We start from the raw sequence: 12,048 nt of genomic DNA, 5'->3' as shown, positions 1-12,048 counted from the left end.
CCTCCCGCCCCCACCCGTACGGAGGTCTCCATGACCGCCCACCCCGAATCCCCCTGGTACATCGGCGACATCGTCGTCCACCGCATCGACGAGGTGGCACTGCCGCCGGAGACCGGCGCCTGGCTGCTCCCGGGCGCGACGTCCGATCTCGTCACGGAGGTGCCCTGGCTCGCGCCGTCGTTCGCGCGCCCCGACGGCACCCTGCGCGCCGCCGTGCAGACCTTCGCGCTGGAGATCGGCGGCCTGCGCGTGCTGGTCGACACCGGCATCGGCAACGGCAAGACGCGCGCCAACCCGGCCTGGCACCAGCTCGACACGCCCTACCTCGACCGGCTGGCCGCCGCCGGCTTCCCGCCGGAGAGCGTCGACTATGTGATCCTCACGCACCTCCACGCGGATCATGTCGGCTGGAACACCCGCCTCGCCCCCGACGGCAGCTGGCGCCCGACGTTCCCCCGCGCCCGGTACCTCACGGCGCGCGCCGAGTACGCCTACTGGTCCGGCGTCGAGATGGAGGAGAGCCGCCGCCAGATGTTCCGCGACTCGGTCGAACCCGTACGGGAGCACGGCCAGTTGGACCTGATCGACGTCGCCGGGCCGGGCGCCGAGATCATCCCGGGGCTCACCCTCGTCCCGGCCCCCGGCCATACGCCCGGCCAGAGCGCGGTCGCCCTGCACAGCCAGGGGCGGTCGGCCCTGATCACCGGCGACTGCGTGCACCACCCCGTCCAGCTCGCCCACCCCGGCCTGTGCAGCAGCGTGGACATCGACCCGGAGGAAGCCGTACGGACCCGTCGCCGCCTCCTGGACGAGGTGGCGCGCACCGGGGCCCTGCTGCTCGGCAGCCACTTCCCGGCGCCGACCGGCGGGCTGGTGCGGCGGGGCGGTGCGGGGGAGGGGGCGTACCGGCTGGTGGCCGACGAGGGGTGAGGAGGGCTGCTTCCGCGACGGGCGGGCGCCCCGCGCGCCGGGGCGTGCGCTACCCGGAGTGCGCGCCCCGCATGGCGGCATTTTTGAATGCTTAAGGGCATATCGGGGCAAGGCTGCCACAGTCGTTGCTGTCCGTCGCAGGCGTTGCCGTCTGCGGTTGTGCGCCCGGGAGGCCCCCCGATGAACCTGAGATCGTTCCGTGTCGTGGCGGCCACCGGATGCGCACTGCTGCTCGCGGCCCTGGCCCCGGTGGGTACGGCGACGGCGAACGTAAGTTCGACGGTGGGCCGGGTGGCGGCCCCGCTGGCCGACGCCGTGCGGTTCCCCTGGTTCGGCGGCCCGGTCGTCGTGGCGCACCGCGGCGCCTCCCAGGTGGCGCCGGAGAACACCCTCGCCGCGGTGGACGCGGCGGAGCGCCAGGGCTTCGAGTGGGTGGAGAACGACGTACAGCGGACCCGGGACGGGAAGCTCGTGGTGATGCACGACGCCACGCTGGCCCGCACCACCAACGTCGAGCAGCTGTACCCCGACCGCTCCCCCTGGCGGGTACGGGACTTCACGGCCGCCGAGATCGCGCGGCTGGACGCCGGGAGCTGGTACGGCAAGCGCTTCGCGCGCGAACGGGTGCCGACGCTCAAGGAGTTCCTGCGGCGCATGGAGGACCACGATCTGCGGCTGCTGCTGGAGATCAAGAACCCGCAGCAGTACCCCGGCATCGAGTCCGGCATCGTCAGGGAACTCGCGGGCGCGGGCTGGCTCGACCGCTCCCACGTGCGCCGCAGGCTGGTGGTGCAGAGCTTCAGCGCGAGCAGCGTGCGCACGGTGCACGGCCTCGTCCCCCAGGTGCGCACGGGTTTCCTCGGCAACCCGCCGGTGAACTCCCTCGCGTCGTACTCGCGTTACGTGGACCAGATCAACCCCCAGCTGTCCAAGGTGAACGCGCAGTACGTGTCCGCCGTCCACCGGCTGCACGGCGTGCACGGCGACCGGCTGGAGGTCTTCGCCTGGGACGTACCGCCGCGGAACTACCACCGGATCGCCGCCACTTACGGCCTGGACGGGGTCATCGTCTAGCCGCGGCGGCCGGGTACGGGCGGCTCCCCGGGCCCTGGCCCGGCCGCCCCGGCCCGCCCGGAGCCGTCATGACAGGATGACCGGTCGTGACGATTCGGGTGCTGATCGCGGACGATCAGGAGATGGTCCGCCGGGGGCTGCGGCGGATATTGGAGAGCCGGCCGGACATCGAGGTGGTGGGCGAGGCCGCGGACGGCGTGGCGGCCCTGGAGGCGGCCCGCGCCCTGCGGCCCGACGTGGCCCTCGTGGACATCCGTATGCCGCGGATGGACGGCCTGGAGGTCACCCGCAGGCTGGCCGGTGCGGGTACGGACTCCGGCCCGGCGGGCGGTACGGCCGATCCGCCGCCCAAGGTCAGGGTCGTCGTCGTGACCACCTTCGACCTGGACGAATACGTGTATCCCGCGCTGCGGCACGGCGCCTGCGGCTTCCTGCTGAAGCGCTCGGGCCCGGCGCTGCTGATCGAAGCGGTGCGTGCCGCGGTCGCCGGGGACAGCCTGATCAGCCCCTCGATCACGGTCCGGCTGCTCAAGCACGTCACCGGCTCCCGGCCCGCCGCGCCCCGCGCCCTGGAGGCGCTGACCGAGCGCGAGACCGAGATCGCCGGGCAGGTGGCGGCGGGCCTGACCAACGCCGACATCGCCCGCGAACTGTTCATCTCGCCGGGCACGGTCAAGACCCACGTCGCCAGCATCCAGCGCAAGCTGGGCGTACGGAACCGGGTCGGCATCGCGGTGCACGCCTGGGAGATGGGCTACGCGGCGCGTGAGGTCCCGCGGTGGTGACGGGGCGGCGGCTGGGGTGGTCCGCCGCCGGGGCACTGTGCCTGCTCCTGCCGGTGCCGCTGGTCAGGGGCGGGGCGCCGCTCGAAGCGCTGGTCGCGGCGCTGCCCGCGGTCGTGGCCGCGTTCGCCGCGCCGATGCGCTGGCCGTGGGGCCGGATCACCCTCGGCACCGCCGTGATCACCGCCGCCGTGCTGTCCCTCGCCGTCGACCTGGTCTACCGGGGCCCGAAGAGCTACGCGGCCCTGTGGGAGTTCGCCGAGGCCCCGGCGCTGCTCCTGCTGGCCGCGCGGCAGATCCACCGGGCGCCGGCCCGGCAGGCCGCCGTGGGCGGGTTCCTGGCGGTGCTGGCGTTCGTCCTGCTGCCGCTGCGGTTCGTGTACGCCGATCCGCCCGTGAAGGCCGGTGCGGCCGTCCTGGTGAGCGCGCTGGCCCTGTTCGTCGCGGTGGGCGTGGGCGGCCTCGCGCTGTATCTGCGGGCGCAGGAGGCCCGCCGCCACCGCGCGGTGGCCCAGGCCCGCCGCGACCAGCGCCTCGAAGTCGCCGGAGACCTGCACGACTTCGTGGCGCACGAGATCACCGGCATCGTGCTGGAGGTGCAGGCCGCGCGGGTCGCCGAGTACGACCGGGAGCAGACGGCGGAGCTGCTGGCCCGGCTGGAGGACGCGGGCCTGCGCGCGCTGGACTCGATGGACCGTACGGTACGTACGCTGCGCGACCCGGAGGGGCATGCGGCGGCCGACAGCCCGCGGACTCCCGAGGCGTACGGGCACGCCGGTGCCGCAGACGCGGGCGAGCTTCCGCCGACCCGCCTGTACGGGCTGGCGGACCTGGCCGAGATGGTCGAACGCTTCGGCGCGACCGGCGTACGGACGGCGCTCGACCTCGACGATGCCCTGTCCGGCACCCTGCCCCGCGCCACCGAGGACGCCGTCCACCGGGTCGTACTGGAAGCGCTCACCAACATCCGGCGGCACGCGGCCGGTGCGGGACGCGTGCGCGTCGAGGTGGCGAGAGCTCCGGCCGGTGACGGGCCGGGGGACGGCCGCCGGGTCGCGGTGACGGTCACCGACGACGGCGGCGGCCGCCCGGCGGGGCCGCTGGGTCTCCCGCGGCACGGCGGCGGCACCGGTCTCGCCGCCCTCACCGCGCGCGTCGAAGCGCTCGGCGGCACGCTGGCGTACGGGCGGCACGGGGACGGCTGGCGGGTGCACGCCGTACTCCCGGCGACCTGAAGCGGACGTCCGGCATCCGGTTCGGATCGCCCCGTAACTCTCCGCACAGCCGCGCGATATCTGCCGAACGGCAGATGTGGCACGGGCGCTCGCCGCCGATCCTCGGAGGTGCACCCATTCCCGCACCTCGGAGGAGCGATTCCGGTGGTTCCACGCAGCACCCGTACGACCGGCTTCCGCCTCGCGGCGGTCTGCGCCGCCCCGCTGGCCGCTCTCGCCCTGACCGGCTGCTCCGTCGACGCCAAGTCCGCCGCACCCGCGGTGAAGACCTTCCCCTTCGCCGGCCGGACGCTGAACGTGAAGACCCACGAGATCCCGGCCGACCTGGTCGCCACCGACCGCAAGGACATCAAGGTCACCCGCTGGTTCGACGCGAAGAGCGGCACGAAGAAGCTGCGGTGGGAGCTGACGGGGGAGACCCTCGACCTGGAGGCCGGGTGCACCGGCCTGGCCATCTGCGACGCGCGCTTCAAGGTCGAGGTGCCGCGCGGCGTGACCGTCCTGCGCGACGGCGCGAAGACGGACCTGCGCGACGGTACGAAGGCGGAGCCGCACGACGGCGCGAAGCACGGCAAGGACCACACCCCGGCATGACCACCCTCGAACTCCTCGGCGTCAGCAAGGTCTACCGCGGCGGCAAGCAGGCCGTGGACGGCCTGACCCTCCGTATGGGCCCCGGTCTGCTGGGTCTGCTCGGCCCCAACGGCGCCGGCAAGTCCTCCCTGATGCGCATCGCCGCCACCCTCACCCGGCCCACCGCCGGGCAGCTCCTCTACGACGGCGAGGACGCGGTCCGGCGCCCCGGGCCGCTGCGCGCCGCCCTGGGCTATCTCCCGCAGGACTTCGGCGTCTACCCGAACCTGACGGCCCGCGAGTTCCTGGCCTACCTCGCCGCCGCCAAGGGCGTGCCCGCGGGCCGGGCCCGCACCCGTATCGGCGAACTGCTGGAACTCCTCAACCTGACGGAGGCGGCCCGCCGCCCGCTGGGCGCGTACTCGGGCGGCATGCTGCGCCGCGTCGGCATCGCACAGGCCCTGCTCGCCGACCCCAAGGTGATCATCGTGGACGAGCCGACCGCGGGGCTCGACCCCGAGGAGCGCGCCCGCCTGCGCAACCTGCTCGCCGAACTGGCCATGGAGCGCGTCGTGCTGCTCTCCACCCACATCGTCTCCGACATCGAGTCGGTCGCCGGGGACATCGCCGTCGTCGCGGGCGGCCGGCTGCTGCGCCGCGGCACACCGGAGGAACTGCTCGCCGCGGTGACCGGACAGGTGTGGGAGGTGCTGGTCGGCACACAGGAGGTGGCGGCGGTGCAGGCCCGGCACGTCGTCAGCCGGATGGTCCGGACTCCCGAGGGCGTACGGGTACGGCTGCTGTCGCCGTTCCGGCCGTACGAGGGCGCGGTGCAGCGGACGCCCGACCTGGAGGACGCGTACCTGGCGACGGTCGGCGCGGGAGGTGTCCGATGAGCGTCGGCAGGGTCCTGGTGAGCCCCGGCGGGTGCCGGGTGAGCATCGGCAGTCTTCCGGTGAGGCTCGGCCGCCTGGCGCTGGGCGATGTCCGCGACCGGGTGCGCCGCCCCGCGTACGCCGTGACGCTGCTGGCCGCCGTCCTCCTGGGCTATCTCGCCGTCCCGCAGCCCACCTCGCACTGGGTCATCCTCCAGATCGGCGACTTCCGGGGGACGTACAACAGCGCGTACGTCGGTGTCGCGACCGCCCTCGCCGCGGCGCTGTGGCTGCCGCTGGCCGGGTTCTACGTCGTACGCAACGCGCTGGCCAAGGACGAGCGTTCGGGCGTGGGGCGGCTGCTCGCGACCACCCCGCTGCGGACCACCGGCTACTTCTCGGGCAAGCTGCTGAGCAACGTGCTGGTGCTGGTCTCGATGCTGGGCGTGCTGGCGGTCACCGCGGTGGTCATGCAGCTGGCGCGCGGCGAGTCCTACCGCATCGACCCGGTGGCGCTGCTGAAGCCGTTCGTGCTGATCGCGCTGCCGCTGATGGTCGTCACCGGGGCCGCGGCGCTGCTGTTCGAGTCGCTGCCGGTGCTGCGTGGCGGCGTGGGGAACGTCGTCTGGTTCTTCGTGTGGCTGGTGCTGGTCCTGGGCGGCCAGCGGCCGGACGCGCCGCTGGGCGGCATCGGCGTACACGGTGCGGTGGCTTCGATGGCGGACGACCTGGCCGCCCAACACGCGCGCGTAACAGGCCAGTTCAGCCTCGGGTTCACCTATCTGGAGCAGCCGCTGCGCACGTTCGTGTGGCACGGCTTCACGCCGGAGCAGGGCTTTGTTCTGGGCCGTGTGGCCCTGGTCCTCGCCGCCATGGCGCTGGCCCTGCTGCCCGCCCTCTGGTTCGGCCGCTTCGATCCGGCGCGCGGGGGAGCGCGCGGCGCGACGGCCGGCCAGAGGGTTCAGGAGGCGGTCCCGGGCACGGTTCCGGGGCCGCCCCAGCCCCATGGCCCCACCATGGCCACCGTCCACCGGCCGCTTTCCTTCCTGAGCCTCGCCACCGCCGCACCCCCCGGAGCCACCTACCACTGCCTCCTCCTGGGCGAACTCCGCATCCTGCTCCAAGGCGTCGCCTGGTGGTGGTGGACCGGTGCCGCCCTGATCTCCATCGTGGGGCTGTGTGTGCCCACGGCCGGTGCGGCCCGGGTGGTCCTGCCGCTGGCCTGGATCTGGCCCGTACTGATCTGGTCCCGGCTCGGTGCCCAGCGCCATGAACACGGCGTGCAGGCCCTACTGGGCAGCTACCCGGCAGCCCGCCACCGCGCGCTGGCCGAATGGTCCGCGGGCTTCGCCCTCACCGCGGCAACGGGATGCGTACCACTGCTGCGCCTGGCGATGGCGGGGGACTGGCAGGGCGTGGCCTCTTGGGCGGGCGGCGCGGTCTTCATTCCCTCGCTGGCCCTGGCACTGGGCTCGCTCTCCCGTACCCACCGCCTCTTCCAGGCCCTGTACCTCCCGCTCTGGTACTGCGTCTTCAACGGGCTGCCACTGCTCGACTACATGGGCGCGACCCGGCCGGAAGGCCGGCCCGCAGCTCTCTCTCCCCTGCTCGTCGCCGGGCTTGCCGCCCTGCTGCTGGCCGGAGTGGTGGCAGCGGCGGGCCCTCTGCGCCGGGCCCCGGCCGTCTCGTAGGGTCGAAGGGGCGGCACGCTGCCGACCTTACGGAAGCGGCCGCCCCAGGGCACGAAGGAGCAGAGACCGACCATGAGCGACACCGTCTGGGGCGGGGACCAGCTGGACCTCGACGCGTACCTCGCACGCATCGGATACGCGGGCGAGCGCACGCCCACCGAGGCCACCCTGCGGGAACTGCACGCCCGCCACGCGGCCACCTTCGGCTTCGAGAACCTGGAGATCATCCTCGGACGGCCGGTCCCGCTGGACCTGAAGTCCCTCCAGGAGAAGATGGTCGGCCGCCGCCGCGGCGGCTACTGCTACGAGCAGAACCTGCTCTACGCCGCCGCGCTGGACCGGCTCGGCTTCCAGGTCTCGGGCCTGGGCGCCCGTATCCGCATGGGCGAGTCAAAGATCCGGCCGGTCACCCACGCGCTCCTCAAGGTGCGGCTGGACGGCGAGGACTGGATCACCGACGTCGGCTTCGGCGGCGAGGCGCTGCTGGCGCCGGTCCCGCTGCGCGAGGGCATCGAGGTCCGGCAGGGCGGCTGGACGTTCGGCCTCGTACGCGAAGGGACGGAGGGTGCGCAGGGCACAGACGCGGACTGCGGCACCTGGGTGCTGCGGTCGCGGCACGAGGACGGCTGGTTCGACCTGTACGCCTTCGGCCCGGAGGCGCGCCACCCGGCCGACTACGCCGTCTTCAACTACTACATCTCCACCCACCCGCGCTCGCCGTTCACCGGCCGGCTGGTGGTCCAGCAGCCCGGCCCCGACCTGCGGCGCACCCTGATCGGTACGGAGCTGACACTGACCCGCCCCGACTGGTCCCGGGTGGTGCGCCAGGTCCCGGCCGAGGAACTGCCGGCCGTACTGGAGTCGGACTTCGGCCTCGTACTGGACGAGCGGGACGCGGCCGAGCTGGTGGCCCTGCACCGGGAGCAGCCGGCGGCGTAGGCCCGGCAGGCTCCCGGCGGGCGGGCAGGCCCCGGTGAGCGGCCGGGGCCGGGCCGGGCGCGGCTACCGTACGACCGCGAACCCCTCGATCTCCACGAGCGCCGCCTCGTCCCACAGCCGCGTCGCGCCGATCACCGCCATCGCCGGGTAGTCGCCGCCGACCAGCCGCTTCCACACCCGGCCGATGGCCGCCGCGTTGCTGCGGTAGTCGGGCACGTCCACGGCGAAGACCGTCAGCTTGGCCAGGTCGCCGGGGCCCGCGCCGGCGGCTGCGGCGGCGGTCAGCAGATTGCTCAGCGCACGCTCGAACTGCTCGACGACGCCGTCGCCGACGATGCGGCCCGACCCGTCCAGCGCGGTCTGCCCGGCCAGGAACACGATCGTCCCGGGCGCGGCCCGTACGGCGTGGCTGAAGCCGGTCGGCGGTGACAGCTCGGGCGGATTGACCCGCTCGAAACCGCCGGGTGCCTGTCCTTCGCTCATCCCCGGTGTGCCCCCTTCATGCCTTCATGGCCTCATGCCCGGTGTGCTCCCTCGGCGGCCAACTCGTACCGCACCCCCAGGGATTGCAGCGCGTCCCGCTCTTCCTGCGGAAGCCGTTCGTCCGAGATGACGAGGTCGAAATCGGCCAGCGGCGCCAGCTCGTACAGCGCCTGGCGGCCGAACTTGGAGTGGTCCACCAGCAGCACCCGGCGCCGCGCCGCCGCCATCAAAGCCCGCTTGACCAGGACATTCTCCTGCGCTTGGTGGTAACAGTGGCCGTTGTCGACGGCGGAGGTGGACAGGAAGGCCACATCGGCGCGGAAGCTGCGGGCGATGTCGGCCGTGGACATGCCGAGGAAGGCGTTGAAGGCGGCGTGGTACTCGCCGCCCAGCGCGATCACCCGGATGTCCGGCTCCTCGGCCAGCTCGTTGATCACCTGGAGCGAGTTGGTGATGACCGTGTACGCGCCGCGCGAGGCGAGCGAGCGGGCCAGCGGCAGCGCCGTACTGGAGTCGTCGATGATCACGGCCTGGCCGGGCTCGGCGATCGCCAGCGCCGCCGCACAGATCGCCTCCTTCGCCGCCACCTGCTCGTTGCCGCGCCAGCGCGCGTTGGACTCGAACAGGGCGTTGGGCGCGGCGGTCGCCCCGCCGCGCACCTTGCGCAGCCAGCCCTGGTGCTCCAGCGAGTCCAGGTCGCGGTGGACCGTCATCTGGCTGACGCCCAGCTCCTGGACCAGGTCCTCGATGCTGACCTGCCCCTCGGCCAGCACCCGGTCCGCGATCCGCTTGCGCCGGTCCTTGGGGCTCAGCTTCCCCTCGGCAGCCGCGGTCCTGACGGCCTTCTCGCCGCCCTCCGCGGACCGGTCCGCTCCCGTGGCCGGTGCCGAGGCGTCTGGAGTTGCTCCGGTGTCGGCCAACGCTGATCCCTTTCCGTACGTGCTCGGCTGTCCGCCGAGTCTATGGCGTGGTCACGCCCGGGTCGCCGCCTCGTGCGGGGCGTGGCCGCACCGGGGACCGGCGCCTCGTCTACGGCGTGGTCGCCGCCTCGTCTACGGCGTGGGCACGCCCGGGGCCGCCGTCTCGCACAGGGCCCGGCCGCCGAGCGTCCCGTGCGCCGCGTACGGGCGGAAGCGGACGAACGCCGCCTCGTGGTGGAACGGCCGGGTCCGGTGCGCAGCGACCGTCTCCCGGTGCTCCGGACGCCGCTCACCGTAGGCGTACGCCGTCATCTCGCGCAGACTGCGCCACACGGAGAGGGTGCCGACGAAGCGTGGCGGCCGGGCCAGCGCGGCCGACGCCGTCATGGCCGGGTCGGCGGCGGCCCGCCCGGACGCCCGGGAGTTGGCGCGCAGGAACGGCCCCAGGCGGCGGAGCCGGGTCTCGCCCAGGGTGAGCACCACGACCTGCTCGTCGTCGTCCGCCGGGCGGGCGTCGGGCGCGACCTCGACGGGCATGCCGGACCAGGAGCCCCGTATCCCGAGCGGTTCGAGACGTACATGACACCCGGAGGCGAAGTGCCCGGCCAGTGGATGGCCCGCCAGGAAGCGGTCCAGGGCGGCGTCGTCGTCCCACGCGGCGATCAGCGCGGCGCGCCCCGGTCGCAGCCGCGGCAGTCCGGCCGCGATGCCGCCGGTCAGCGCGGTCTGCGCGTGCCGCAGGCCGGGGAGGGCGCCGGGGCGCGGGCGGGAGCGCAGGACGTCGCGGGCGGCGCGGAGGCCGATGTCGGCGAGATGCACGGAAACGATCACGTTCGTACCCCGTTCCGGGGGCCGGCCCGCCACGTGGGCCGATTCCCCTCAGCCGTAGTTACTGCTGCGTATACTCCGTGGTACACGCTTGAGTACACGCCTCAGTATCCATCGAAGACACCGTGAAGGCGAGCCCATGAGCGACATCGACCGGACGCGCGCGGCCCGCGCCGAGACCCGCAGACGCATCGAGGACACCGCCGCCCGCCTCTTCGCCGAGCGCGGCTACGCCGGCACCACCATCGGCGACATCGCCGACGGCGCCGGCCTGAGCAAACCCATGCTCTACCGCCACTTCGACTCCAAGAAGGAACTCCACCTCGCCCTCCTGGAACGCCACCGCGACGAACTCGCCGCCGCGCCCGTCCAGCAGCTCCTGCACGGTGAGGGCGACCTGCTCACGCGCATGGAAGCGATGTACGACGCGTGGTTCGGGCACGTGCGGAGCCATCCGTACATCTGGCGCATGATGTTCCGCGACACCACCGGCGACCCGGAGGTGCAGGACTTCCACCGCGAACTGCAACGCCGCCAGCGCGCCACCGACGTGGCGCTCCTGCGCGAGTACATCCCCGGCCTGCCGGAAGCCGAGCTGGAACCGCTCGGCGAGGCGATCCGCAGCTCCCTGTACGGACTCGCCCTGTGGTGGCTGGATCACCCCGAGCAGCCGCGTGAGGTGCTGGTCGCGGCGATGGTGCGGATCACGCGGGGGCTGCTGATGACGGCCGGGGGGTGAGGCCGGAACCAGGCCCCTCCTCGGAGCCGCCCTCGCGCCCGCTGTGCAACGCGGCACGCAGCCGCCCCGTCCAGTACGCCGTCGTCTCCCGCGCGAGCCGGGTGTCCGGCGCGAACATCTCGAAGCCGTGCCACGCGCCCGGTACGTAGTGCAGCGCGACCGGCACACCGGCGTCCGCCAGCCGGCGGGCATAGGCGAGCCCGGTGTCGCGCAGCGGGTCGAGGCCGCAGACGACGACGCACGCGGCGGGCAGGCCGCGCAGGTCGGTGGCGCGGGCCGCCGCCGCGTACGGGTGCGCGCCGGCCCCCTCGGGTGCGTAATGCCGCCAGCCCCGCTGTACGAACGCGCCGTCGGGCAGCCGTGGATCGCCGTCCGCGGGCGTCGGGCGCGTACCGGCCGAATCGTCCAGGTCCGGCACGACCAGCGACTGGTGGACCAGGGACGGGCCGCCACGGTCGCGGGCCATCAGCGCGACGGCCGCGGCGAGGCCGCCCCCGGCGGACTGCCCGCCGACCGCCAGGCGTGCCGCATCGATGCCGAGCGCCGCCGCCCGCCCCGCCGTCCACTCCAGGGCGAGGAAACAGTCCTCGACCGCCGCCGGACACGGGTGCTCCGGCGCGAGGCGGTACTCGACGGACACCACCGCGGCGCCCACCGCGCGGACCAGCTCGATCGCCGTACGGTCCTCGCCGGGCGGCGCCTGCCCGAAGGTGTAACCGCCGCCGTGGAACTGCAGCACGCCCGGGAGCGGGCCCGGCGCGTCCACCGGCCGGTAGACCTCCACCGCCAGCTCCGAACCGTCCGGCCGCGGCACCCCGAACCGCTCGCTCACCACCCCGTCCCGGTCCGCCGGGAAATGGCAGGCCAGCGTGTGCAGACCGGCGCGGGTGCCCGCGATGTCGGCGTACGGGTCGAGCATCGGCGGCAGTCGCTCCAGGACGGGCGCCAGCTCCGGGTCCACGGGCTCAGCAGGCACTCG

General features: G+C 73.8%; 13 protein-coding genes. 9 read left to right on the top strand and 4 right to left on the bottom strand.

Annotated elements, in window-relative coordinates; genetic code table 11:
• Nucleotides 1-30: 30 nt before the first annotated feature.
• The 8 genes from ADK86_RS05275 to ADK86_RS05240 all read left to right on the top strand — a co-directional run bounded on the left by ADK86_RS05275 (nt 31) and on the right by ADK86_RS05240 (nt 8,099).
• The gene (locus ADK86_RS05275; protein ID WP_053695521.1) at nt 31-930 is read left to right on the top strand and encodes an MBL fold metallo-hydrolase; all 900 of its coding nucleotides are present in this window, start codon (nt 31-33) and stop codon (nt 928-930) included.
• A gap of 180 nt (nt 931-1,110) precedes the next feature.
• A complete protein-coding gene (locus tag ADK86_RS05270) occupies nt 1,111-2,004 on the top strand; it encodes a glycerophosphodiester phosphodiesterase (RefSeq protein ID WP_078951835.1) in 894 nt (297 codons plus the stop codon).
• An 86-nt stretch (nt 2,005-2,090) separates the two neighbouring features.
• On the top strand, nt 2,091-2,789 hold the full coding sequence (locus tag ADK86_RS05265; RefSeq protein WP_053695520.1) for a response regulator: 699 nt from the start codon (nt 2,091-2,093) through the stop codon (nt 2,787-2,789).
• Nucleotides 2,783-4,021 (top strand): sensor histidine kinase, encoded by a 1,239-nt coding sequence (locus ADK86_RS05260; protein WP_053695519.1) that lies wholly within the window; start codon nt 2,783-2,785, stop codon nt 4,019-4,021. Before ADK86_RS05265 ends, ADK86_RS05260 begins: the two co-directional genes overlap by 7 nt.
• Before the next feature lie 144 nt (nt 4,022-4,165).
• On the top strand, nt 4,166-4,615 hold the full coding sequence (locus ADK86_RS05255; protein ID WP_053695518.1) for a hypothetical protein: 450 nt from the start codon (nt 4,166-4,168) through the stop codon (nt 4,613-4,615).
• Nucleotides 4,612-5,490, top strand: a complete 879-nt coding sequence (locus ADK86_RS05250) for an ATP-binding cassette domain-containing protein (protein ID WP_053695517.1) — start codon at nt 4,612-4,614, stop codon at nt 5,488-5,490. Before ADK86_RS05255 ends, ADK86_RS05250 begins: the two co-directional genes overlap by 4 nt.
• Nucleotides 5,487-7,160, top strand: coding sequence for an ABC transporter permease (locus tag ADK86_RS05245; protein ID WP_234345720.1), 1,674 nt, complete (start codon nt 5,487-5,489; stop codon nt 7,158-7,160). Before ADK86_RS05250 ends, ADK86_RS05245 begins: the two co-directional genes overlap by 4 nt.
• Nucleotides 7,161-7,232: 72 nt before the next feature.
• On the top strand, nt 7,233-8,099 hold the full coding sequence (locus ADK86_RS05240; RefSeq protein ID WP_053695516.1) for an arylamine N-acetyltransferase family protein: 867 nt from the start codon (nt 7,233-7,235) through the stop codon (nt 8,097-8,099).
• A 63-nt stretch (nt 8,100-8,162) separates the two neighbouring features.
• Here the strand turns inward: ADK86_RS05240 and ADK86_RS05235 are convergent, their stop codons facing one another.
• The 3 genes from ADK86_RS05235 to ADK86_RS05225 all read right to left on the bottom strand — a co-directional run bounded on the left by ADK86_RS05235 (nt 8,163) and on the right by ADK86_RS05225 (nt 10,333).
• Nucleotides 8,163-8,582 (bottom strand): RidA family protein, encoded by a 420-nt coding sequence (locus tag ADK86_RS05235; protein WP_053695515.1) that lies wholly within the window; start codon nt 8,580-8,582, stop codon nt 8,163-8,165.
• 32 nt (nt 8,583-8,614) lie between these two features.
• Complete coding sequence (locus ADK86_RS05230) at nt 8,615-9,502, bottom strand: DeoR/GlpR family DNA-binding transcription regulator (RefSeq protein WP_078951834.1); 888 nt, start codon at nt 9,500-9,502, stop codon at nt 8,615-8,617.
• A gap of 132 nt (nt 9,503-9,634) precedes the next feature.
• Complete coding sequence (locus tag ADK86_RS05225) at nt 9,635-10,333, bottom strand: hypothetical protein (protein WP_053695523.1); 699 nt, start codon at nt 10,331-10,333, stop codon at nt 9,635-9,637.
• 136 nt (nt 10,334-10,469) lie between these two features.
• On the opposite strand from ADK86_RS05225, the gene ADK86_RS05220 reads away from it, so the two are divergent.
• Nucleotides 10,470-11,069, top strand: coding sequence for a TetR/AcrR family transcriptional regulator (locus ADK86_RS05220; RefSeq protein ID WP_053695514.1), 600 nt, complete (start codon nt 10,470-10,472; stop codon nt 11,067-11,069).
• Here the strand turns inward: ADK86_RS05220 and ADK86_RS05215 are convergent.
• Complete coding sequence (locus ADK86_RS05215; protein ID WP_234345719.1) at nt 11,035-12,045, bottom strand: alpha/beta hydrolase; 1,011 nt, start codon at nt 12,043-12,045, stop codon at nt 11,035-11,037. The two genes, ADK86_RS05220 and ADK86_RS05215, sit on opposite strands and share 35 nt — an antisense overlap.
• Between the last annotated feature and the right edge of the window lie 3 nt (nt 12,046-12,048).

It is taken from the genome of Streptomyces sp. NRRL F-5755 (assembly GCF_001279365.1).
Lineage (GTDB): Bacteria > Actinomycetota > Actinomycetes > Streptomycetales > Streptomycetaceae > Streptomyces > Streptomyces rimosus.
The sequence above is the reverse complement of the archived record's forward strand: the minus strand, read 5'-3'. Positions and strand labels throughout refer to the sequence as shown.

Excerpts from the sequence above, each read along its gene's own strand:
- ADK86_RS05275 (WP_053695521.1), top strand. The coding sequence starts at position 31 with ATGACCGCCCACCCCGAATCCCCCTGGTACATCGGCGACATCGTCGTC.
- ADK86_RS05270 (WP_078951835.1), top strand. The coding sequence starts at position 1,111 with ATGAACCTGAGATCGTTCCGTGTCGTGGCGGCCACCGGATGCGCACTG.
- ADK86_RS05250 (WP_053695517.1), top strand. The coding sequence starts at position 4,612 with ATGACCACCCTCGAACTCCTCGGCGTCAGCAAGGTCTACCGCGGCGGC.
- ADK86_RS05245 (WP_234345720.1), top strand. The coding sequence starts at position 5,487 with ATGAGCGTCGGCAGGGTCCTGGTGAGCCCCGGCGGGTGCCGGGTGAGC.
- ADK86_RS05240 (WP_053695516.1), top strand. The coding sequence starts at position 7,233 with ATGAGCGACACCGTCTGGGGCGGGGACCAGCTGGACCTCGACGCGTAC.
- ADK86_RS05235 (WP_053695515.1), bottom strand. The coding sequence starts at position 8,582 with ATGAGCGAAGGACAGGCACCCGGCGGTTTCGAGCGGGTCAATCCGCCC.
- ADK86_RS05220 (WP_053695514.1), top strand. The coding sequence starts at position 10,470 with ATGAGCGACATCGACCGGACGCGCGCGGCCCGCGCCGAGACCCGCAGA.